Annotated in this window: 21 protein-coding genes and 1 tRNA gene; 12 read left to right on the forward strand and 10 right to left on the reverse strand. The window is 40.1% G+C overall.

The genetic code is table 11. From position 1 onward, the window contains the following. Positions 1 to 16 precede the first annotated feature (16 nt). Positions 17 to 3,448 carry a T9SS type A sorting domain-containing protein gene (locus tag IPO83_01860; protein ID MBK9730027.1) on the reverse strand — a complete coding sequence of 1,144 codons (3,432 nt, stop codon included), beginning with the start codon at positions 3,446 to 3,448 and terminating at the stop codon, positions 17 to 19. A gap of 202 nt (positions 3,449 to 3,650) precedes the next feature. Here IPO83_01860 and IPO83_01865 point away from each other — a divergent pair, with 202 nt between their 5' ends. The 6 genes from IPO83_01865 to IPO83_01890 all read left to right on the forward strand — a co-directional run bounded on the left by IPO83_01865 (position 3,651) and on the right by IPO83_01890 (position 9,200). Beyond that, positions 3,651 to 5,294 (forward strand): T9SS type A sorting domain-containing protein, encoded by a 1,644-nt coding sequence (locus tag IPO83_01865; protein ID MBK9730028.1) that lies wholly within the window; start codon positions 3,651 to 3,653, stop codon positions 5,292 to 5,294. Positions 5,295 to 5,350: 56 nt separating this feature from the next. Beyond that, positions 5,351 to 6,547, forward strand: a complete 1,197-nt coding sequence (locus tag IPO83_01870; protein MBK9730029.1) for a 1-deoxy-D-xylulose-5-phosphate reductoisomerase — start codon at positions 5,351 to 5,353, stop codon at positions 6,545 to 6,547. A gap of 39 nt (positions 6,548 to 6,586) precedes the next feature. Beyond that, complete coding sequence (gene rseP, locus IPO83_01875; GenBank protein MBK9730030.1) at positions 6,587 to 7,909, forward strand: RIP metalloprotease RseP; 1,323 nt, start codon at positions 6,587 to 6,589, stop codon at positions 7,907 to 7,909. Positions 7,910 to 8,026: 117 nt separating this feature from the next. Further along, positions 8,027 to 8,554, forward strand: coding sequence for a Fe-S protein assembly co-chaperone HscB (gene hscB / locus IPO83_01880; GenBank protein MBK9730031.1), 528 nt, complete (start codon positions 8,027 to 8,029; stop codon positions 8,552 to 8,554). 62 nt (positions 8,555 to 8,616) lie between these two features. Next, a tRNA-Leu gene (locus IPO83_01885) sits at positions 8,617 to 8,700 on the forward strand. 68 nt (positions 8,701 to 8,768) lie between these two features. Beyond that, a complete protein-coding gene (locus tag IPO83_01890; GenBank protein MBK9730032.1) occupies positions 8,769 to 9,200 on the forward strand; it encodes a hypothetical protein in 432 nt (143 codons plus the stop codon). 162 nt (positions 9,201 to 9,362) lie between these two features. On the opposite strand, the gene IPO83_01895 is transcribed toward IPO83_01890, so the two are convergent. The 3 genes from IPO83_01895 to IPO83_01905 all read right to left on the reverse strand — a co-directional run bounded on the left by IPO83_01895 (position 9,363) and on the right by IPO83_01905 (position 11,257). Continuing rightward, positions 9,363 to 10,223: a hypothetical protein gene (locus IPO83_01895; GenBank protein ID MBK9730033.1), complete on the reverse strand. Its 861-nt coding sequence runs from the start codon at positions 10,221 to 10,223 to the stop codon at positions 9,363 to 9,365. A 74-nt stretch (positions 10,224 to 10,297) separates the two neighbouring features. Beyond that, complete coding sequence (locus tag IPO83_01900) at positions 10,298 to 10,474, reverse strand: hypothetical protein (GenBank protein MBK9730034.1); 177 nt, start codon at positions 10,472 to 10,474, stop codon at positions 10,298 to 10,300. 57 nt (positions 10,475 to 10,531) lie between these two features. Further along, complete coding sequence (locus IPO83_01905; protein MBK9730035.1) at positions 10,532 to 11,257, reverse strand: hypothetical protein; 726 nt, start codon at positions 11,255 to 11,257, stop codon at positions 10,532 to 10,534. A gap of 214 nt (positions 11,258 to 11,471) precedes the next feature. Here IPO83_01905 and IPO83_01910 point away from each other — a divergent pair, with 214 nt between their 5' ends. Both IPO83_01910 and IPO83_01915 read left to right on the forward strand, forming a co-directional pair. Next, positions 11,472 to 12,158: a hypothetical protein gene (locus IPO83_01910; protein ID MBK9730036.1), complete on the forward strand. Its 687-nt coding sequence runs from the start codon at positions 11,472 to 11,474 to the stop codon at positions 12,156 to 12,158. Between the two features lie 567 nt (positions 12,159 to 12,725). After that, on the forward strand, positions 12,726 to 12,917 hold the full coding sequence (locus IPO83_01915; protein ID MBK9730037.1) for a hypothetical protein: 192 nt from the start codon (positions 12,726 to 12,728) through the stop codon (positions 12,915 to 12,917). Between the two features lie 49 nt (positions 12,918 to 12,966). Here IPO83_01915 and IPO83_01920 read toward each other — a convergent pair whose 3' ends face one another. Continuing rightward, positions 12,967 to 13,395 carry an SRPBCC domain-containing protein gene (locus IPO83_01920; GenBank protein MBK9730038.1) on the reverse strand — a complete coding sequence of 143 codons (429 nt, stop codon included), beginning with the start codon at positions 13,393 to 13,395 and terminating at the stop codon, positions 12,967 to 12,969. Between the two features lie 581 nt (positions 13,396 to 13,976). On the opposite strand from IPO83_01920, the gene IPO83_01925 reads away from it, so the two are divergent. Continuing rightward, entirely contained in the window at positions 13,977 to 14,804 is an 828-nt protein-coding gene (locus IPO83_01925; GenBank protein ID MBK9730039.1) for an endonuclease/exonuclease/phosphatase family protein, read from the forward strand. A gap of 171 nt (positions 14,805 to 14,975) precedes the next feature. On the opposite strand, the gene IPO83_01930 is transcribed toward IPO83_01925, so the two are convergent. Further along, positions 14,976 to 15,404 carry a hypothetical protein gene (locus IPO83_01930; protein ID MBK9730040.1) on the reverse strand — a complete coding sequence of 143 codons (429 nt, stop codon included), beginning with the start codon at positions 15,402 to 15,404 and terminating at the stop codon, positions 14,976 to 14,978. Positions 15,405 to 15,711: 307 nt separating this feature from the next. Here IPO83_01930 and IPO83_01935 point away from each other — a divergent pair, with 307 nt between their 5' ends. Further along, positions 15,712 to 17,142 (forward strand): PKD domain-containing protein, encoded by a 1,431-nt coding sequence (locus IPO83_01935; protein MBK9730041.1) that lies wholly within the window; start codon positions 15,712 to 15,714, stop codon positions 17,140 to 17,142. Positions 17,143 to 17,671: 529 nt separating this feature from the next. Continuing rightward, entirely contained in the window at positions 17,672 to 18,985 is a 1,314-nt protein-coding gene (locus IPO83_01940; GenBank protein ID MBK9730042.1) for a sugar porter family MFS transporter, read from the forward strand. Between the two features lie 603 nt (positions 18,986 to 19,588). On the opposite strand, the gene IPO83_01945 is transcribed toward IPO83_01940, so the two are convergent. The 4 genes from IPO83_01945 to IPO83_01960 all read right to left on the reverse strand — a co-directional run bounded on the left by IPO83_01945 (position 19,589) and on the right by IPO83_01960 (position 23,557). Continuing rightward, positions 19,589 to 20,473 carry a hypothetical protein gene (locus IPO83_01945; GenBank protein ID MBK9730043.1) on the reverse strand — a complete coding sequence of 295 codons (885 nt, stop codon included), beginning with the start codon at positions 20,471 to 20,473 and terminating at the stop codon, positions 19,589 to 19,591. Positions 20,474 to 20,563: 90 nt separating this feature from the next. After that, positions 20,564 to 21,298, reverse strand: coding sequence for a polyprenol monophosphomannose synthase (locus tag IPO83_01950; protein MBK9730044.1), 735 nt, complete (start codon positions 21,296 to 21,298; stop codon positions 20,564 to 20,566). A gap of 121 nt (positions 21,299 to 21,419) precedes the next feature. Beyond that, the gene (locus tag IPO83_01955; GenBank protein MBK9730045.1) at positions 21,420 to 22,184 is read right to left on the reverse strand and encodes a 3'-5' exonuclease; all 765 of its coding nucleotides are present in this window, start codon (positions 22,182 to 22,184) and stop codon (positions 21,420 to 21,422) included. An 8-nt stretch (positions 22,185 to 22,192) separates the two neighbouring features. Next, positions 22,193 to 23,557 (reverse strand): peptidoglycan synthetase, encoded by a 1,365-nt coding sequence (locus IPO83_01960; GenBank protein MBK9730046.1) that lies wholly within the window; start codon positions 23,555 to 23,557, stop codon positions 22,193 to 22,195. 101 nt (positions 23,558 to 23,658) lie between these two features. On the opposite strand from IPO83_01960, the gene IPO83_01965 reads away from it, so the two are divergent. After that, positions 23,659 to 23,808, forward strand: coding sequence for a hypothetical protein (locus tag IPO83_01965; GenBank protein MBK9730047.1), 150 nt, complete (start codon positions 23,659 to 23,661; stop codon positions 23,806 to 23,808). The last annotated feature ends 3 nt before the right edge of the window (positions 23,809 to 23,811 follow it).

Here is a 23,811-nt window from a genome sequence, read left to right on the forward strand (position 1 = left end):
CAGAATGCCTGCAGAACTATTGCACCATTACTTTTTTAGTGATGTGATCATTACCGGAAACTAAAGTAACAAAGTAAACACCATGTGCCAGGTGTGATAAATCAACTTCAATTCCTTCAGCGGTGGAGTTTTTAAATTCGTAGTTATAAACAGATTGCCCAACAAGATCGGTTATCTCTACTTTTCCATCCTTGCGTTGTGCCAGGCTGATGTCGATGAAGAAGTGTCCGTCTGTAGGGTTCGGATAGACATCTACCATTGTTTTGTCAGTAAATAAATATTCACCCGTTCCTGTGGTGAGTCCAACTGTAAATTGCTGGTACACTTGTCCGCCAAAATCACTGTTGAAGTTTTTAATGATGGAACCATTAGTGGTTTTCCTGAAGCGAACATATCCGTTGCCTTGCGCCGGATTTGCCCACCAGGTCAATCCGTCTTCTCCGGAATCCGTTAATTCAAACTTATAACAACCGGCATCCAGTGTTACTGTATCACGGTAGATTATGTTCGGATCTAAACCTGTTTTGTTAATCAAAATATTTCCTGATTCATCTTTCAAGGTGTACTTATTTTCATCAGACCAGTTGTTTGTTTTCAGTTCGATATAAAACTGATCGGGCATCACCACAGGATAAATGAAATGCGATGTCCTGCTGTTGTTCAGCGCATATTCGTCGTTGCCGCCATTTGGTTTGCTTACTGATACATTAAATGTTGTTGCATTGCTCACCCATTCAAAAGTGCTGAGTGTGATGGTTGCTTCCTCAGTTATTTTCAGCTCGCCGGTCCAGTTATAAACGGAAGGTGTCGCGCCATCTAATCCATAGGTGATGGTTAATGAAGTAAGTGTGGTGGAACCTGTGTTCCTGATTTTAACTATAGGATTGGTACAAACCGGATTCATACGTCCCCACATCTGATCGGTGCTTGGTGAAAGAATTTCTTCTAATGATGCATCCAATGTAAAGTTAGGAGCACCGTAAGTGATCAGTTGATCTTCAATCTGATAATAGTCCCAGCCACCCGTATTGGTGTAAGTCTGCACATCATGATCCAGTGTAACAGCAGTTCCAGCAGTTGTAAATGGAGTAAGTTCCCAGTCATACGTCCAGACTTCAGCGCCGGGACACCAGTTGGCGCGGTCATATATCCAGGTGCCACCCTGAGGATAGACAGGATTCAGATCACAATTGTTTCTCCATACGGCTTTGGAATATTGTTGCACACCGTTCACTTTGTAGTAATGCGTTTTGGAACAAAATTCCGCACAGTTTTGTGGCGTGTCCATGCCATGTCCTGTTACGCGTGATTTCCATCTTGTATTCACGGCAGTGGAAGGAAGATTGATAGTAAGTGGCTGAAGATGATTTTCAATCGGATCACTTGGTTGTCCGTAATTGAAACCACCATTCCATAAATTCTGAACACTCAATACATCGCGCGGCGGTGTGCCTTCAATCATCAAAAACTTTACATCCAGCAATTCCTGCCAGTTACCTGCATTCAGATGAACAGTGTCTGCAAGCAAAGGACGGTAATCACTCACATCAAACGTCCATGTAAAGCCATCACCCAAACTGAGATTTATTCCGTAAGGAGTAATGTAACGCGCCAATTCAAACCTGAATACCTGGGGATATTTATTATACCAATCGTAATACACAAGAGAAAGCGTGCTGTCGGGATTAACAAGTGATGAATCAATGGCTACGCCTTGTTCGTTGTACACATAATTGTGGTAATAGGCAGGCCACACATTTTGGGTGCTGGTGGCAACTCCCGGATTGTTAACTGAATCAGTGTAGGTAATGAGTTGTACAGGCGCCATAATGGTGGAATCAACTACCAAAACAGAATCAAGATATTGCTCGTACACGCCACGTTCAAATTTTATATCAGGCCGTACAGTGGTGGTAACAAAATCATTGATTTCATTTGCTTTTTTGAAAGGGTTATCCACTCCGTTTGAAAGGGCAGGCGCATTATTTGCCGGTGCTGCATCTGCGAAGGTTTGGTAATTGCCGTCATCAAAATGATAATACAAAGCGAGGTTAGTGTAATTAGGATGCGTTGCATCAATCGTCTTAAACATATATTCCTGAATGGTAGTCGCAGGCAGTTCTTTGTTGAACACGGCAAACTCATCTATTTTTCCTTCATACGTTTGTGAACCATTCCAGTTGCCCCTTCCAATCTTGAAATATTTTATGCCCTTCATGCTTTTTGTTTTACCGGAGCCGGTGTACCATTGCACACCATTCAGGTAAATCTTCATCGAACCGGTTGCAACATTCTTTGTAAACGCCCAGTGGTTCCATTGCCCTTTTATCTGAGTAGCAGTGGCAACTTTGTTAATGCGGTCATATCCCGTGCCTGAGAAACCGGCATCCCAATATACATTGCTGTCTGACCATGGAAGATGTGAATTCAGCAACCTGTTTTGCAAACTGTCGACCGCTTCAAATGCAGTTCCATCCATCGGTTGAAGTTCAGGTGTTCCATAACACCAAAGTGTAATGGTTACGAATGAATCAATGGCAGCTACTTCTTCATTCACCGGAACATCTACATATCCGTAAGAATGAAAAGAAGCGACACGGTCGTTGCCCGCTCCTGATAATCCGGAATTATAGGTGGTTGAAGTTGCTGTCACTACATTATTTAATGCGGTCTGCGAATTATCATAGGTGATATCAATGATCAGGTTGGAAGTGCCATCCCAATTGAATGGAGTGGTGAATTGAAAACTGTTCCAACCAGTGTTATTGAACGAAGTGTTTTTTGAATAAACCGTTGTGAGTCCGGTAGCAGAATAAGTTGCTTGCGACAATGAGTCGAGAGTGGAAGTTTTAATTTTAATAGTGAGATTGGACAATTCAGATCCCAATGTTTGCAGGTAGAACTGAAGTCCTGTAATGTTTCCCGCACTCATACCTGCAGCAGTGATTTCACTTGCTTTCCAAAGATATTGTGTATGTGAAACAGGATTGACCGTACCGAATGGTAAGGTCGTATTTGTAGTGCTGATTCCAACCTGGTAAGTATTTAGCGAAGTGGTACTTGTATTCACCATAAAGTATTGCCATGCGGGAGAGTATTTCCATGATGGTGTATTCATGTAAGCAACACTGGAAGGCGTTGCACCATTTACGGTATATGTTGGCTGATGAATTAAAGTTGAATCAAGGAAGCCGGTATTTTTATACAGATAAGTGTACGTAAGATAATCCCATTCTCCGCAGGCCGGACTTTGAGCAGGATTACATTTCAAGGTGTACTTCATCATGATTTTTTCGAACTTGACAGTATCAGATGGAAATACAAACGATGCATCCTGCGGTGAACCAAAAGTGAAGGCCTGTACAACAATGGTATCACCCGGATCTGCAACAGCTTTTATGGTTATAAAAAAAACAGGAAAGAAAATCGTGAGTAGGAATTTTTTCATGATGTGTGAAATATTTAGGAGCCCGAAAATAAGGATTCTGTTGCAACCAATTTAAGTTAAAGAGCTGCTATATTTTACCATTACTTTGAAACAAAAAGTTTATACCGTATCAATACTGCAAGCTATCTGCTTTTACACAAATTGCGCTGGTTTTTTATTATGCCGCAATCCGAGTAGTTTTGGCCTCCTTCATCCATTCTTTATGAGAAAATGTTTCCTCTTTAGCATCTGCTTTTTTTTCCTGATAAGAAGCCAGGCCCAACAACTGGTATCCTACGAATTAATTGCAACTTATTCACTCAACCAGATTGACAGCATATATACTGCCAATGGAATTCCGGGAATTATTCTTCCGAGCACCTATGGCGTGCAAGCTTATAAAGTGCTTTATAATACGCTGGATGCCGACAGTTTACCCATTCTTGCATCAGGCGCTCTCTTTGTGCCGGTTGCACCTAACTGTCATGCGCCACTTGCCAGCTACCAGCATGGAACCATACTGCTGAAAGAAGATGTGCCATCAAGGTTAGCAGGCGGAGAAGTGATTATCGGTCTCTCTATGGCTGCTGATGGTGTGGTATTGTGCATGCCGGATTATCTTGGTCTTGGTGATTCACCGGGACTACATCCTTATGTGCATGCGGAAACTGAAGCAAGAGCGGTGGCTGATTTGCTGGTGGTGTCATTAACCATCTGTGATGAGTTGAACATCACTTTAAACAATCAATTGTTTCTGATTGGTTATTCACAGGGTGGTCATGCTACTATGGCCGCACATCAGATGATACAGGAACATTACAACAGCTACTTCACAGTAACAGCTTCCGCTCCGATGTCGGGGCCGTATGATCTTTCAGGTGTGCAGGCCGGTATCATTTCTCAGGGTGGTGAATATCCGAATCCTGGATACCTGCCTTATTTATTGTTGTCCTACAACAGTGTCTATCATATGTACGATGCAGTGTCAGATTTCCTGGTGTCGCCTTATGATGTTTTGTTGCCGCCATTGTTTGATGGGTTGCATACCATGGCTGAAGTGAATGCGGTTATGCCGGCAGTACCGAACGACATCATTGTGCCTGCTGTGCTGGATTCCTTCAATACCGATCCGGATTATAAGCTGCACGGATTTCTTAAAGACAATGACACCTACAACTGGAAACCGGAAGCACCTTTGCGCATGTATTTTTGCGAAGGTGATAAGGATGTGAATTATTTGAACGCCTACGTTGCATACGATACGTTTACTGCCAAAGGAGCAACCGGCATTTCATTAGTGAGCTCAGGCGCAGGACTCGATCATACGGGTTGTGCATTCCCTTCTTTACTGAGCGGAAAATTCTGGCTCGATACGTTCAGGTTGGATAAGCTGAAGTTGCTGTTTGATTATCAATTTGAATCTTATGTAGGGGCCGGTGATGGTTCACTCACGGTGCATGTTACTGGTGGATTTCCGCCATACACCTATGCATGGAGTAATGGTGGAACAGATTCAACGATTGCTAACCTTACGTTTGGAATTTATTCGGTGGTAGTGAAAGACAACACCGGTTGTCCGGTTGATGCTTCTATTTATCTTCCGGTTCAGGTAGGTATTGAAGAACTCTTTGCGCAACAAGTAAAAGTTTATCCCAGTCCCTTCAGCGATTTTGCGACTGTCGAATTTCCTGTTTTTGGAAATTATACATTGCTTCTTGCTGATGTTTGGGGCAATAATGTAAGGTCGGTAAACGTAGAGGGTGATAGAGTGATTTTGCATCGTGAACAATTATCAGCCGGCATTTATTTTCTTTCCATCATGAACGAAGCAGGAGTCATTGTCCGAAAGAAGCTGGTTGTTCAATGACCGCTCTTTTTTCATCGCACTCATCTTTTGAATAAATTTCACGTACAGTCATAGCATTGAAATTACCATCTCCCGAACAGTCTGTTATTAAAAAACGAATCGCCATTCTTGGTTCCACCGGTTCCATCGGACGCCAGGCATTGGAAGTAATCGCGCAGCAGAAAGATTTCCTGGAAGCAGAAGTGTTGTGCGCCAATACGAATGCGGAGCTGCTGATTGAACAAGCCATTGCTTTCAAACCCAATTGTGTAGTAATAGGCGATCAGGATAAATATGCTACCGTGAAAGCAGCACTTGATCCGCTTGATATTAAAGTTTATACAGGCATGGAGTCTGTTTGTGCAGTGGTTGGCATGGATACCGTTGATCTTGTTTTGACGGCCATGGTAGGTTATGCAGGTCTGAAACCAACGCTGGCTGCAATAAGAGCTGGCAAGCCTATCGCGCTGGCGAATAAAGAAACACTCGTGGTAGCTGGTGAACTGGTTACTTCGCTCGCACAAGAGCACGGCGTGAATATTTATCCTGTGGATTCTGAGCACTCAGCCATTTTTCAATGTCTTGTTGGCGAATGGAAAAATCCCGTCGAGAAAATTTATCTCACTGCTTCAGGCGGACCCTTCCGTGGAAAGGATGTTGCATTTTTAGAAACGATTACGAAAGAGCAGGCATTAAAACATCCCAACTGGACGATGGGAGCTAAGGTGACCATTGATTCTGCTTCGTTGATGAATAAAGGGCTGGAAGTGATAGAAGCTAAATGGTTATTCGGATTGAAAACAGAACAGGTAAAGGTGATCATTCATCCGCAATCTATCATTCATTCGATGGTACAGTTTGAAGATGGTTCGATGAAAGCGCAGATGGGTTTGCCGGATATGCGCTTACCGATTCAATATGCATTGGGTTTTCCGAAGCGGATGAAATCAGATTTTCCCCGGTTTGATTTCATCAATTATCCTTCGCTGACCTTCGAACAAGCCGATACCAAAACATTTCGTAATCTTGCGCTCGCATACGAAGCGCTCAACAGGGGTGGAAATGTACCCTGCATCATTAATGCAGCCAACGAAATTGCTGTAGATGCTTTCCTTCACGATAAAATACGTTTTGTCAAAATGCCGGAAGTGATAGAACTTTGTATGGAACACATTGCATTTGTAGGAAAACCCTGTTACGAAGACTACGTGGCAACGGACAACGAAGCACGAAAATATGCAACAGAAGTAGTGGCGAAACTTGCAGCTTTTTAATGTGCAACATTATTCATTTAATCAAGCAGCATCAATTCAATGGACATTCTCATAAAAGCCGGACAGTTATTCTTAAGTCTTTCCATCCTCATTTTATTGCACGAGTTAGGCCATTTCATGGCGGCTCGTTTATTTAAAACACGGGTAGAGAAATTTTACCTCTTCTTTAATCCATGGTTCGAAATATTTAAATTTAAAAGAGGAGAAACAGAATATGGATTGGGATGGTTACCCTTGGGCGGGTACGTAAAAATTGCGGGAATGATTGATGAATCTATGGATAAGGAAGCGATGAAGCTTCCCGCGCAACCTTATGAATTCCGCTCTAAACCCGCCTGGCAACGATTGATCATCATGCTCGGTGGAATTATCATGAATGTGCTGCTCGGCATTTTTATTTATTGGATGTTGTTGTTTTTCGTTGGGGAAGAATACATACCTACCACCAATCTTAAGTATGGCATTGCTGTAGATTCTATTGGCCGGGAAATGGGATTTCAGAATGGCGATAAAATTCTGGATGTAGATGGTAAGCCGGTAGAGAATTTCAACAGGGTTACTTCCACCATTATTATTGATATGGCGCAGAGCGTAACGGTTGAACGAAACGGACAACAGGTGAAAGTTCCGATTGACCAACTCATGATCAAGAAAGCTATTGACAATAAATCGGTTGATTTTATCTCGGCAAGGATGCCTTTTGTTGTCAAAGCATTTTCCGCCAACTCTATTGCAAAGTCTGCAGGCATGGAAGTGAATGACCAGGTGCTGTCAATAAATAATCAACCTGCTTTCTTTTACGATGAAGTGCGCAACCAGTTAACGGCCAACAGCGGAAAGGATATTGAAATTGTACTGCTCAGAAACCAGGACACTGTTGCCACGAAGATGCTGCTTGGTTCCGACGGATTATTAGGAGTGCAGGTAGCGCCGGGAACCGACTTCATGGAAACAAAGGTGATTAAGTATACCCTGGTCAGCGCATTGCCTGCAGGTGTTCATAAAGCGTGGGAAACGTTAAGCAACTATGTAAAGCAATTCGGGTTGATCTTTTCTTCGAAGGTGCAAGGCTATAAGCATGTAGGTGGATTCATCAGCATTGCGAATGCGTTTGAACCTACCTGGAACTGGCTGGCCTTCTGGTCCTTCACCGGATTTCTTTCCATTGCACTGGCTTTCATGAACCTGTTACCGATTCCTGCGCTGGATGGAGGACATGTGATGTTCACCTTATATGAAATGATTACGCGCAGAAAGCCGAATGAAAAATTCCTCGAGTATGCACAAGTGGCTGGCATGATCATCCTGCTCACGTTACTGGTCTACGCCAATGGAAACGATATTGTAGGATTGTTCAGGTAGCAGAAGTATAACGAACTTGAGTTCGTTAATTTAATTTTTGCACAACGATCAGCAGTTCGTTTAGCCTCCATCAATAAGTCAACGTACAACGAACTTTAGTTCGTTAAATCCACATGAATGAACTACTTCGAGTTATACGAACTGCCCATATCTTTTATAGTGGATCAGGACCAGGTAAAGAAGAAATTCCTTGAGCTCAGTAAAAAATTCCATCCTGATTTTTTTGTGAACGAAGGAGAAGCAAAGCAGCAGGAAGTGCTGGAGAAATCCACAATGAATACGCGCGCTTTCCAGGCATTGTCTGATTTTGACAAGCGCATGCAATACATTCTTGAATTGAAGCAACTGATTTCAGAAGGAGAGCGCTATGAATTGTCTCCTGTGTTTTTAATGGACATGATGGACATCAATGAAGCACTGATGGATTTGGAAAATGAAAAGGATCAGCATAAGATCGAAGCACTGCGCAAACAAGTTACCGCTTTGTTTGAAGAGCTGTATGATGAAGTGCGCAGTGAAATAACATCCTACCGGGATGACACTGCAGATGAAGATGTATTGAAGAAAATCAAAGACTATTATTACCGCAAGAAATACCTGTTGCGCATTCAGCGGAGTTTAGATACTTTTGCTGCCCGTTCGTGAAATGAGTAGTGAGTAGTGAGTAGTCAGTTTGCATCATTCATTTCAACGAAATGTAACCACCGGCCCGGGTGGCGGAATTGGTAGACGCGCCAGACTCAAAATCTGGTAGTAGCAATACTGTGGGGGTTCGATTCCCTTCTCGGGCACATATAAATGAAGCACTCTCCTATGAGAGTGCTTTTTTATCTTACGATTGCCTTAAAAACTAGTACTTATGAAAACATATCCCGAAAATGATTTCGATCTTAATTTCTCAATTGAAACAGTTAAGAAGGTCCTTGAAATGCTATTGCGTACTCCTGGTCACATCAATGTAGAGATCAATCAGATGTTAAGTACCTATAAGTTTGCTTACGGAGTTGGTCTATACGCCGGCATAATTAACATTCAACTAAGCAGCATTGATGACCAAAAGACAAAATTGCACATCTCAACAATGCCAGCAGTTGGTGGAAATTCTGATCCGGCTATTTTATTGAAGATACAGAATAAATTTTTAGACTCACTTACAGGTTATTTATCCGGATCATTAAGTATTGAGAAGCTTGCAGAAAAGGCCAAGGCGGGAAAGGGATGTTTGCTTCTCTTGTTTGGAATCTTGCTAACAACTGCTGTTCTATCTGCATTTGCTTTTTCAATGATATAAATAGGCCTACAAGATTGAACGATGGTTTCCTTGCTGAACGTCCATTTCAATATTAGCATTATCTTCGTTGCAGATTTTCAATCCAGTTGCCCTGTATGATAATTGAACAGCAATTGCCGGCTCCCGCCGGCTTTTGTTTTATAAGGATGAGGAGAAAATGGTTTATGAGATGCCAGCGGTATTGAGGTTGCCTAATGTAACTACATAATTACTATACGGACTATTAGCTTCTAGTCGTGTTATTGCTTGTAGGTGAAGATTGTAAATATTCAATATGTTAGCTTTAACCATAACTTTTCCAATTTTCAAAATATCTGCTGAAATAATCTTGCGGTGGTCTTCAAATAAATATGATTTTTTCTCAGAACTGTAGTCTTTAAATGTTGGTATTGTTAGTAAATCCTTCTTTTCAATATCCATGAGATTTTCAACGGAATTAATATTTTCAGTGAACCAATCGACACTTGATTGGTCGATAAGCAATCGATTTAAATTATCTTTTGAAAGAATCCTTGCATTGCTTATGATTGATTCACCATAAAAAATTTTATGATACATGTAAATATCGCCAAGAGTTATAACATATCGCAAATCAAATGCCTTTATAAAATTAAATAAATTTAAGGCGAACGGAACGATGTTTTGTCCAGCCAGATATCGTTTGGTATTAACCTGAAAGTAAATGGCGAAAATTATGGCTTGTAGTGGATTATCGAATACTTGATACCCTCCATCTCCTGCAGAGATAAATTCGGTTTTAAATTGATCAGTTGTATCGTGTGAAAAGAAAAATTTCTCATGATGTATAACGGCTGAACATGTCGCTTCATATAGGCTTTCAAAAAGTACGGGCACCAGTATTTGAGGCACTTGGTCGTATTCGCTATACTTGTAAATGTCAATTCCAAGGATAGCCTTTTTCTGTATAAACTTTCTTAATTCAATAGGTAAGTTAGTATTACCACTACTAAGATTATGCATAAACGTCTCTGGAATAAATTCTTCTATTTTATCTTCTGACATAACCAAGATTTCAAGAAAGATGATCAAAATCTTTAGTATTTGAAAATATAATCGGTATGATCGCTTCAAAGAAGCTACTCAATCACTTTGATAATATCCTTTGCCGGAACCATTAACTTTCGCTTGTCCGGTCTGATCAGCTCCGTCATTTTGCCGTTAGCAAGTCCATAAGTGATCTCGCAGATTTCCTCTTTACCATTAATCACTGCTATAACTTTCATTGCTTCTTTCAGGCTGTAGGTGTTGTCCATGATACAATCATTTTTGGTGACTGTATTGTAAAGCATTTTTCTTTTTTAGTCAAATAATTATTCATGCATTTTGTGAATGGTTGCTTTGATTAAGCCTATTTCTATTGATAAAGCACCTCCGGAGTCTAATTTTTGGAGATTTAAAAGCACATCGGGTATATCGGTGTTATAGGTGGATTTGGCTTCTTGAATGTGACTTTTATTCACGCCTAAAAGTATTTGATTGGCTACTTCCAAATACATTTTCAATTCTAAGAGTTGGAGGGGTTGTGCCGTCGAAACAATTATGGAATTGAAAATATGAGAAATTGCTTTTATTCTATAATCTCTAATTTTTAAATGGTCAGCATTTGGATTTATTTCGATAATTATCAACATCATGGCCGCTTTTAAGTATGACACCTCAGCTATGTGATGTCTATGTGTAGTTATTAATGGTTCTCTGAAATTGTCAATTCTATTTATTTCAGTATTGGTGAAATTTGTTAGGTTTCTTATCCTGCCATCAATATCATTATCTAATCTGCTTACCTCGCTATTCAAATAACCTCTGATATCTGAAATATTTTTATCCATCGGAAGTACCAATTTTCTTAATGAGGCAAGAACCAAAATGAGATAAATCGTTAGTAAAGGATAAATCCATTCTGACAGCCAAACTGCTTTATCAATTAATGTATAAACCCATCTTAAATTTGAGTTCTCAAAAAATCTTTCGTTCCTTGAATATTTCCCAGGATATCTAGTACTCCTAATAAAAGGGCTATTGATATCAGTACCCACAATGGAAATATTTTTAAAATTGCTTGTTGAATCTTATCATTAACATTCATGATTTGAAATTTTAAGCAAGTTAACCGAATACCATAAAGCTTGTGTAATGCTGAAATGAGCTTTTTAAGAAATCATCATATATTTATGTAAAATAAAATCACTATTTAATGAGGCGTTAAATCGAATAATGAAAATTTCAATGTCCTTATTAAATTTCTGCTATATGATAAAATTACTCACTATTACTTTCGTATTACTTGAACACAATCTACATTCTCAAAGTGTAGTACAAGGATATGATTCTATTGCAAACGAATGGCAGAAGAATGCGGTTGTGCTGCTTATAGAGGATAGAGAGTTTTATCGAGCCCTAGAAGCATTTGATAGCTGTTTATATTATAATAATCTTTGGATGAAAAACCATAAATCATCAGGGTACCTGTCTTTTAAATCTCTTGCGAATATGGGAAAATCCTATGCGGAGTATTTAATGGGAGATAAGGTTATGTCTGAAAAATTTTATAAGATCGCCAAGGCAGATACGACCATATTTAATTTTAGCTTTGTTTGTTATATAGGGGGTGTAGATTACATGTCAAATGAACAATATGCCATAGCAATAAGATATATTAAGGCTGCTATATGGAGAAATGAACCCAAAGAGATATTCACTGTCGGAATGTATTCTGATCTTGGGAAATGTTTGTTTGCTGTGGGAGATTATGCGGAATGTATCAATAATTGCACAATAGCTATTAATGCGATGCCTGGTAATAAAGATGCCTATTACTATAGAGGCAAAGCAAGAATTATATCGAATAATTTATTAGACGGATGTAAGGATTTAAGTAAAGCAGGTGAATTAGGGGAAGACGACGCCTATGTACTTATGAAAGAATATTGCAGATAATTCTGAATCAAAATAGTACCTATGAAATCCAAAATATTTGCTGCTCTTTTAGCGACAGTTATATTTATTTCTATTCGTTGTAATTCATCGCAAAACATGGTTTATATCTGTAATGGCAAGTTATCCCACGCCTACCACAGTATTGAAAACTGTAAGGGGTTAACTCACTGCACTACAGACATTGAAACAATTACATTGGATAATGCTAAAGTAATGGGCAGAACTCCGTGTCATTTTTGCCATTAAGAACATCAAAAAAATCCGCTGTCAATCATAGGCCTAGGACGATCCGGTGTTTTGCTGATACCACATGCTGTGTAATCTAGATACGTTTCAAACACTTGATTATTACCAATGAAGCTGCGGATACCACAAACAATTAATACTATAAGAATTAGTTTTAATGCACGTCGATTGGGCATTGTTTATATTTTTAAGATTTGGTCATTTGATTTTTTTCGTACTCCTTTTTTCGGGAAGAACCGTTCTTAAAATGCTTTCAATCTGAGTTAACTGATCAGGATTTAACTTCTTGATTTCATCCTGACTCAGTGTTAATCCGTTTATTTGAATGTGATTATTTTGGTTATTGATGAACGTTGGATTGCCATGCAAAATATTCGGGTGACCGTTAACTCCAAGATGATTGAACTTCATGCATTGAAGTTTACTATCTTCCTACTGCTGGTGATTATTTCCAGAAGAATTATGGAGTATCAAAGAATTATGCGAGCAGATGATATCATCGCTTTAGAATAGAGTAAAGCAGTAAGTTTCTTTAAATAGCTTCGCGCCCAACAACTCCAGCTTACTTCTCCAACAATTTTTTCATATTCTCCAACACCATATTCCAGTTGGACTCTGAATGTGCTTTCATTTTTTCGTCAGGGATATTTTCCTGTGTAACAGTAAGTGTGGTATGGTTATTATTTTCTGACAAATCAAATGTAATGTCAGCATAGTTCTCCGGCTTATCTTCAATGCCAGACATCGAACTCCAGTAATTGTATTTGAGCAGCTTGCCCGGTTCATTTTCGAGTACAGTTCCTTTATCAGTATAGGATTTGCCTTCCCATTCTCCGGTAAAAATTAAGGGGCTGCCTACTTTCCAATCACTATTCGCATTCGTACCGAAAAAATATTGCTTGATGATTTCCGGTTTGGTCAATGCATCCCAAACTTTAGAAGCCGGGGCATCAATTGTGATAGTAGTATGGCCGGTTATGTTCGATTTCATGTTGTGATTTTTTAGTTGGTAGCACAAATGCCAGAAACCTGCCAAATCCTCAACTCCCAACCCAGGTATAGTCATCGGATGACTTGAAAATAATTAGCAAAAAGAGACAAACAAATAGGAGTCATCCGATGAATCCACAACTTTTTCAATATCTAATATCGATCTTTGATTTAAGAATTTAAAAAATGCAGCTCAAGTGTTTATACTAATGCTTGTTATAGATTTTTAAGGAGGAACCGTTAAGAAAAACCTCACAACGAAAAAATTTATTTCCATACGTAAGGACATTTTTCAATTCTCTACACAGGAGAGAGCAGTGACCACTGTCAGATCGCAACCTGCGGCGAAATGTCTTTAAACAATTCAATTAGACACGAGGGATTTTCACTTTGAAAGATGCTTTTAATGGGGAGCAGATGAAACATCCGGGTAAAATTATTCTCAGCACGTGCTTTTAGGAGTTAATGTGGATTAGGGTTTGAATTGTTTAGGATGGCAGATTCATATTTATGGAATGTTTCATTATCTTTTACTTCGGAACCAGCCCTTAAAGATTAAAGACCTTCTGATTAAATTGCAAAATGAAAATACTCCTTATCTCTTTATTGTTTAATCAATTATTAATGGCGCAGGAAGTGAGCATTATGAGTTATAACATCCGTTATGGCACAGCAGCAGATGGAGAAAATCATTGGGAGAAACGGAAAAATAAAGTAGCTGATTTAATGAATTATTATGCTGCTGATTTTATCGGCATGCAGGAAGCGCAAAAAATGCAGATAGCTTTTTTGCTGCAACAGATGCCCCAATACGATGTGATCGGAAAACCGAGAACGAACGATGAAAACGCCGAGTACTCGGATATTTTTTACAACAAGAGCAGGTTTGATCTGTTTCAGCAAAACACATTCTGGTTATCGAAGACTCCTGATACTATTTCGATAGGATGGGACGCTGCGCTCCCAAGAATTGCCACGTATGGTTTATTCAAATTTAAAGACCATAAGAAATTTATTTGGATCATCAACGCCCATTTTGATCACCTGGGTGCCACTGCACGTTTGGAATCCGCTAAAATGATTGTTGAGAAGATCGCGGAATTGAGGAAAGCAAAGGACTGCGAGGTTGTGTTTATGGGCGATCTGAATTCGAAGCCTGATGAGTCGCCCGTGCAATATTTATTTCAGCATCTATTGGAAGCAAGGACACATTGCCTTACAAAGCCGTACGGAGAAAAAGATACCTGGAACAATTTCCATTTCCAGGAAAAACCAAACGGACAAATTGATTATATTTTTATTGCTGATACCGGTGATCTGCAAATTAAAAAATACATCACCATCGATGATTTTTATGACTTTAAATATCCATCAGATCATTTGCCGGTGATGGCAACATTGTGGTATTGAAATGAATTAAACAGCATTAAAAATAGCCCCGGGCAGGGCAGGAATAATTTTCTCCACGTTGAATAATTCATCGCAGCATTTGTAACGGTGAAGTCATTTATAATTAAGGAAGCAAGAGCATAAAAAAACCGCTGCTTAAAGAGCAGCGGTTTTATATTGAAAGAACGAAAATTATTTCTTCATATCTTCCCAATGATCTAACAAACGATCATATTCCTTATGTAGTTTTTCAAGCTCCGACCTCATTTTTTTTCTGTATTTCTCCTGATCTTCTGCAGGAATAGTCTTTGCATTTTCCATCCGTTCACCAAATGATTTCGCGCGTGCTTCGAATTTGCTCAGCGCCTTTCTGAATTTGGGATCATCAATCTTTTTTTCTGCCATTTGTTTTTGGATGCGATCTACCTGATCCAACACATTTTGATAGCGGGTACGAACGTCTCTGTTATACTCGTCGTAAGGCATCTTTTCTCTCTGTGCTTCCACTTCAGGGGCTTCCCTTGGAATGCGGTCCTGAGCATATGAAGTATTGATTGTAAAGAGTCCTGATAGCGCTACAAATGCCAACGAGGCCAGCATTTTTAAATTTAATCCTTTCATTTTTTTTGCTTTTGTTTGATACATAGGAGAGATTTGCACAAATCATTCCAAATTCATTCCTGTTCGCTGTTTAAGATGCATTACATTGTTTGGGGAAAATATTGCCCTATAAATTTTTATGTAAGACGAACAACACAATACAATATAAAACACGAAGGATAAAATGAATGGAAGTTTTTTTAGGAGTAAAATATTTTCCAGTCAATGCTTTGATTTCAAAAAGCATGCTCACATCTGTTCGTCGAAATTATTTTATCTGCCTATCATTTTTTGTAATTTTAAAGAGCATCATTTGCTTCCTTCACTTATGAAAAACAATTTCTTGCTTTTGATTACGGTGTTTCGCCAGTCTATAATTGCTTTTACATGTTGCTTTGGTATAGTTTGTAAGAGCGAGGCACAAAATCTTGTTCCCAATCCCGGCTTCGAATCATTTACTACCTGCCCGGTTGGGTTTTCTGAATTCAATGGTCATGTAAGCAATTGGATCAATCCGAGTATTGCCTCTCCTGATTATATGAATGCATGCGCGAATCCATTTCCCGCCGGTGTTCCTGAAAATGGAACCGGTTATCAGCTAGCGCATGGAGGCAACGCTTATGTTGGATGCTATTTATCAGGAGGAGGAATTTATATGGAATATGTGCAGGTGCAACTTGCTGCAACGCTGGAAGCAGGTAAAACATATCAGTTTAAGATGTACACGGTACTACATAACAATTCAAATAAGGCAACTGATGATGTAGGCGCATATATTTCAGTAGCGGCCCCGACTTCTACAGGAACAGGATATCTTTCGGGATATCCGGAACCACAGATCACTAACCCTTCCGGAAGTGTGATTACAGATACGCTGAACTGGCAATTGGTTTCAGGTACTTACACTGCTACAGGCGGAGAAAACTATCTTACGATTGGTCATTTCAAACCTGATGCGCAAACGATTTATTTGTCATTGCCCTATGGAAGTCAGGGCGCCTACTATTACTTTGATGATATCTCATTGGAACCCATGCAGAGTGTTGGATTTAATGCCTCGGATACAAGTGTTTGTGAAAAGTTTTGCATTGATTTTACAGATCAATCGACAAATGATCCTGTTTCATGGCTGTGGAATTTCCCCGGAGGAACACCTTCTTCTTCTTCCTTACAAAATCCATTTCAGGTTTGTTACCAGGAACCTGGTGTATTTGATGTAACGCTGATCACCACGAATGCAAATGGCAGTGACACGCTAACACTTACAGATTATGTAACGGTGCATTCAACACCACCTATACCTGCTATTCTGCAAGATGGATTTACGTTGACCTGCAGCAGCGCATTCAGTTACCAATGGCAATTCAATGCTGTTGATATTCCGGGTGCCACCGATCAAACTTATGTTGTTACGCAAAGCGGAACATACACCGTAATTGTTTTGGATGAAAATGGATGTAAGAATTCTGAGAGCCATGAGGTCATTATCAGTGGCGTTGATGAAATCATGAATGAATCAAATGTTGTGGTGTATCCGAATCCGAACAATGGCCATTTCATACTTGATGGATTTTTAAAGCCGGGAGATATTGTTTCGATTGAAATTGAAAACGCAATGGGCATGATGGTTTACAGTAAGGAAGAAAAATTGAAGGGTAATTCAATTCCTATTGCAATCAGTCACCTTTCACCTGGTGTTTATGTGATTAATCTGAAAACAAATGGTGGAGTGATTTCAAAAAAACTTTTGATAGAATGATTGGGGGAAATAATTTCTGTTCAATTTAATGATGGCTTTTTTTTGCGCCCATCGACTGCCTCAGGGAGCAAAAAAATCCGGTCGCTGAGCGTAGTCGAAGCGTAAGGATTTTTGAAAATGGACAGTCCTTTTTTTGGGCCCTACGTTATTTAACCGCTCAGGGAGCAAAAAAATCCGGTCGCTGAGCGTAGTCGAAGCGTAAGGATTTTTGAAAATGTACAGTCCTTTTTTTGCGCCATACGTTATTTAACCTATTCTTAAATTGCATGTGGTGTTTAATTGACTCAATAATGGGTGTGTGAAAAATTTACCATGCAATCACCAAACCGTGCCTCGGTTCGGTTCAACCAGGGAATTTCCTTTCAAAATGATTATCGATGAATAAAATTAGCCGTGACACGGTTACAAGGTTTGTGCTACATGCCCAATAATGGTCTGTGATTTAATTTTCAACTGAATTGATACATTTATGCACTAATCATCCCGTAATAAACTCACTGCTAACTACTAACTACTCACTACTCGTTTCATGAACAGCAAACTCATATTATGGTCCATCACTGTCGGCCTTGGTGGTTTTTTGTTTGGTCTTGATGTTGCCGTTATTTCAGGGGCAGAACAGGACATCCAACAGCTCTGGCATCTTGATGGCTGGAGTCATGGGTTGGCTATTGCGATGGCATTGTATGGAACTGTGATTGGTGCAATGTTTGGCGGCGTTCCTGCAGACAATTATGGTAGGAAAAAAACACTGATTGCAATTGGTGTGCTCTTCTTTTTTTCTGCAATAGGTTCTGCGATTGCAGATAGCGTAAACGTTTTCATGATCTTTCGTTTCATTGGCGGACTGAGCATCGGTGCCTCCTCTGTAGTGGCACCTGTTTACATTTCTGAAATCGCACCACCCAAATACCGTGGAAGAATGGGCATTTCTTTTCAGATGAATATCGTGCTGGGTATTTTGATCGCGTATGTTTCCAACTACCTGTTGGAAGGAGGTGCAAATGATTGGCGCTGGATGCTTGGCATCGTTGCAATTCCTGCACTCTTCTTTTCTTTATTGATGCTGTTTACTCCGGAAACACCACGTTGGCTGCTGTTACATAAGGGTGATGAAAGCAAGGCAAGAGATATATTGTCAATTACAGAAGACAACGTTGACGAGGCCGTGATCGCAATTAAGAAATCTGCAGAGGAGCAACTGAAAGGTCATAAAGAAAGTCTGTTTCAAAAGAAGTATTTCAAATTGATTCTGCTTGCATTTTTGTTTGCAGCCTTCAACCAGTTGTCAGGTATCAATGCGATCATTTACTATGCACCGCGCATTTTTGAAATGACAGGTTCTGCAAAATCAGGAGCATTACTTTCAACTATTGGTATTGGTGTTGTGAATTTAATTTTCACCATTCTCGGCTGGGTATTGATTGATCGTGTGGGGAGAAAGGTATTGATGTACATCGGTTCCATCGGATACATTGTTTCCTTAGCGTTGGTTGCAGGTGCATTCTTTAATGAATCGTATGCGAATGTTCCTGTTTATGTTTTCATGTTCATTGCTTCGCATGCAATAGGTCAGGGTTCAGTTATCTGGGTATTCATTTCTGAAATATTTCCAAATGCAGTGCGTGCTTCCGGAATGGCCCTGGGTTGTCTTACGCATTGGATTTTTGCAGCCATTATTGCCAACATTTTTCCGGTGCTGGCAGATCAGTATGGAGGAGGTGTGATCTTTTCTTTCTTCAGTGTGATGATGGTGTTTCAACTCATTTATGTTTGGGTAATGATGCCGGAGACGAAGGGCGTTTCGTTGGAGGAACTTCAGAAGAAATTGACGCAGAGTTGATGAGAAGGGCTATATGGTTGAATGGCTGAATTGTTTAATTGATTAACTGTTTAATTGTTTAATTGTTTAATTGTTGCGGCGAAGCCGGAGAAGAGGACATTGAGTCTTCGACTTCACGTTCACTGAGCGGAGCCGAAGTGCACGTGAAGTAGAAGTACGCAATACAACGAATCAAAGAAGTGTTCCCGGCGCGCCTAAACTTCCCGTTCACTGAGCGGAGCCGAAGTGCAGGTGAAACTGAATTACGTAGGGGGATTTGCAGAAGGAGTTGACGCAGGGTTAAATGACTGTATGGTCGAATGGCTAAATTGTTAAATTGTTTAATTGTTGCGGCGAAGCCGGAGAAGAGGGCATTGAGTCTTCGACTTCCCGTTCACTGAGCGGAGCCGAAGTGCACGTGAAGTCGAAGTACTCAATACAACGAATCAAAGAAGTGTTCTCGGCGCGCCTAAACTTCACGTTCTTTGCCTGCAGCTTCACAATTATTAAATCCTGAAAACGGGAGAATGGGAAGTTATGAACGGATGTGGGCTTAATTCACTGAGGAATATTTATTCGAATTTAATAGGGGAGTGCTTCTCATGCCAATTCGCATTTTTTGTATTAGCTGCCCAACACATGTTTCTTCTCCGCAATCATTTCACCATTCAGGTAAAATTTGATGATCAGTGCCTGGCGCAATAAAGCATTTTCATTGATAGGAAGGTTGAAGTGATAGTTGTAATTGTACGTTCCTGCCGGTTGTGTTTCATCGGTAACTAATTTTTTTATTTCCTGTCCGGCTTCATTGTAGATAATGAGATCTACTTTCTTGGATTTTTGAATGACGTACGTAAATGTGCCATCCACCATTCTGAACATGGGTGCTGCTTTTTCTGCCCCGCGATCTTTTTCAAATTTCACATTCGTAAGTTCACAAACATATTTTCGAAATTGATTGCTGATAAGCGAATCTTCTGATGAAATGGAATAAGGAGAATATTTATCGGTAATACACCAGATGGCTTGTTGCGCCACTTCATTTTGAAAATGATGTGCAGCTATGAAATTTATTAAAGGTAATAATTCAGGGGAAGCCATTTTGCCGGCCTTGAACTTGCTGTCAAAACCCGGTGCTCCGTCATTTGCTTCTGTGCACATGGCATACATCGGCATGCTGCGTTCCTGTTGTGAAGCAAGTGTAAAAGTGACCGCTTCAGTTAGTACCATGCGTTGAATAGTGGTGTCGTCCGGTAAGAAAAAACGGCCGGCAGCTTCCGTGATTTCTATTGGCGTTGTTCTTAAATTTTTGCACGTTAATACAAGACAGCTTCCATAAAATGAAGAACGATAGACAGCATCTTTCCGGTAATCAAATCCACGAACCGTGGCCGTCACCCATTTATTTTTCAAGGCTTCTTCAAGTGAGATTCCTGCATTTACGCTGAAATGACAGGCAATAACAAAAACAAAACTTAAAATGAAAAATGAAAGTTTGGATGGCGTCATAAAGTGGAGCGTGATGACGCTTAACGCAACCCTAAATGCGATAGTATATTAATATTAGTTAATCGCTAATAAATTCCTGATTCTAAATTCTTAATTCCTGCTGTAGCTCTCAAAAAAACTCTTCCACTTCATTTTCAAAACACCGGTAGCAGCTTCATTAAAAATGCCTTTGCTCATTTTGGAAATTCCTTCAAGGCGATCACTGAAGACAATCGGGACTTCTTTAATCTTAAATCCGAGTTTCCAGGCCGCGAATTTCATTTCAATCTGGAAGGCATATCCGGCGAATTTTATTTTATCAAGGTCAATGGTTTCCAATACTTTTTTCCGGTAGCAAACGAAACCTGCCGTGGTATCACGTATGGGCATCCATGTAATCACTCTTACATAAATGGATGCATAATAACTCATCAATACCCGCCCGGTGGGCCAGTTCATCACCTGTCCACCTTTAACATATCGTGAACCGATCGCAACATCATAACCTTCAAAAGCACAAGCGTTGTAGAGTTGCTGCAGGTCTTTGGGCGGATGTGAGAAATCGGCATCCATTTCAAAAATGAATTCATAGTGGCGTTCAATAGCCCATTTGAATCCTTTTATGTAAGCAGTTCCGAGGCCCTGTTTCCGATCGCGTTCTTCAATAAACAATCTGTCCGGAAATTCTTTTTGCAATTCTTTTACGGCCGTTGCCGTTCCATCCGGCGATGCATCATCTATAATAAGTAGATTTGTGTCCGTATAAAGAGAAAAAATCTCACGGATCATCCTGGAAATATTTTCCAGTTCATTAAAGGTTGGTATTACGATGAGGGAGTTCTTCAACTCTTAATTAATAATTTTTCAAATTTTGTGAGCAGGGGGCTTGGTATAAAGTCGTTAGTCGTTAGTCGTCATCAATTAGTCATTGGTCATTGCAGATTGCGGAAACGGAGAAGGTATAGAATTATTTTCTCATCCGTTCGCGGATGCCTTTTATTTTTTCTTTAAAGTCTAATGGAAATTCACTTTTCATCAGCCAATCGAAATAGCTGGGTTCAATTTTAAAAATTTCTGTTACTACTTTTCCTTTGTGCTTTCCAAAATTGAACATTTCGATCTTGTTCTCATAGTACATCCTTTTTCCAAGGTCAACATAATCACCGTCTTTTGAGAAATCATGCAGGAAATCAACATCATTTTTAAGTGTATCGGGATACTGATCCAATTGTGATTTCAGCACTTCGTAGGTTGCCTTCACATCTGCCATAGCGCTATGTGCATCTATCAGTTCTTTCTTACAGTAAAATTTATAGGCAGCAGCGAGGTTCCGTGGTTCGAGGTTGTGGTAAATTCGTTGTACATCCACAAATTTCCTGGCACTGACATCAAAGATCACTCCTGCACGGTGAAATTCTTCGAGTAGTATCGGAAAATCAAATCGGGTGGAATTGAATCCTGCCAGATCACATTCATCCAGGAAAATAAAATACTGTTTTGCAATCTGTTCAAAGGTGGGTGCATCCTTCACATCTTCATCAGTAATGCCATGTATGGCAGTTACTACAGCAGGAATAGGTATCAGTGGATTTACACGCGTTTGCTTTTCGTGCACATTTCCATCCGGCATCAGTTTCAGCACGGCTATTTCAACAATTCGGTCTTTGGCGAAGTTGATACCCGTGGTTTCAAGGTCTACGAATGCAAGGGGTCGCGTGAGTTTTAATTCCATTGCTGCTTTTATGAATGAGTGCTGACAAATGTACTCAACTCTTTTAAATCCAATCCGCCGAAATTACCTGAGCTCATCAATAGCAGGTTCGCTTGTTTCCATGATTGCGATACCAGGAATTGATGAAGCGATGTTTTGTCTGTAAATATTATTATTGAATCGTCGTTGAATGCTTCTCTTATCAAATCAGGGGTGAGCGGATCGAGTTTTTTAATTTCGAAAGTATGGGCATCATAAAAAATAATCTTTACGGCAGCATCTTTCAAACTGTTCCGGTATTCAGTAAGAAATGATTTGTTCAGACTGCTATAGGTATGAAGTTCCATACAGGCCACCAGTGTGCGTTTTGGATACTGCTCATTCACTGCTGCAATCGTTGCTTTGAGTTTTGAAGGTGAGTGCGCGAAATCTTTGAAGACAGCCGATGTGGTGGTTTGATCGAGCAATTCAAGTCGCCTTGCAGCACCGGTAAAATCGCGAATGGCATCGAGGCAATCTGTTTCACTGATACCAAGCGCTTTACATACTTCAATGGCGCCCATCATATTCTGCAGGTTATGTCTTCCGAATATTTTTAAAGGAATACTTTCATCATTTCGTTTCAGGTAGGTGAGGCCAGCTTCTATCGTGAAGTCAGGAGTTGCATATGGAATCTTTTGCAATGCAGGATTAGTTGATGATGCGATATGCATTACTTCCTCATCTTCCGAATTAAAAATCAATAAGCCACTTTGCGGAATGAGATCCACAAAGATTTTAAATTGAGCAACATAATTTTCAAAGGTGGGAAACACGTTGATGTGATCCCAGGCAATGCCGCTGATAAGGGCGATATCCGGATGATACAAATGAAACTTTGGAGTTTTATTGATAGCGGAATCAGGATATTCATCACCTTCGAAAATCATTACGGGTGCAGATTCCGACAGGCGAACCATAATGTCGAAGCCCTGTAATTTTGCGCCCACCATGTAATCAAAATCAACCCCGTTTTTTTTCAGCATGTGAAGAATCATGGCCGTGATGGTTGTTTTTCCATGGCTTCCTCCAATTACTACACGAGTCTTGTGCTTTGATTGTTCGTATAAAAATTCTGGAAAGGAATAGATTTTTATCCCCAGTTTTTTTGCTTTTAACAATTCAGGATTGTCGGCCCTGGCATGCATGCCCAAAACAATTGCATCAAGCGAGGATGTAATTTTATTTTCGTCCCAACCCAATGAAGGTGGCAGCAAGCCATATTTCCTGAGACTGCTTTTTGCAGGTTCAAAAACCTCATCGTCGGAACCTGTTACGGTGTAGCCTTTCAGGCTCAATGCAATAGCGAGGTTGTGCATAACACTTCCGCCGATTGCTATAAAGTGGACATTCATTTTTTTACGTTTGCAGGAGCTAACAATTCAGCGTACTTTTACGCCGTTAATGAGTCCGAAATTAGTTAGAAGTAAAACGCCTGTTCTAAATTTTTTTAAACATGTCCAATCAACCTTCAGTTTTCAAAACAATGGCATTGTGTGCAATGGCATTGGTAATTGCGATCGCGGTGAGTTCCTGTGGAAGTCAAAAGATGGGTTGTCCCGGCTCTATCACCAAGAGTGAACAACCGGCTGCCGCTCACGGTTAAGCA

This window comes from Chitinophagaceae bacterium, assembly GCA_016717285.1.
Taxonomy (GTDB): Bacteria; Bacteroidota; Bacteroidia; order Chitinophagales; family UBA10324; genus JACCZZ01.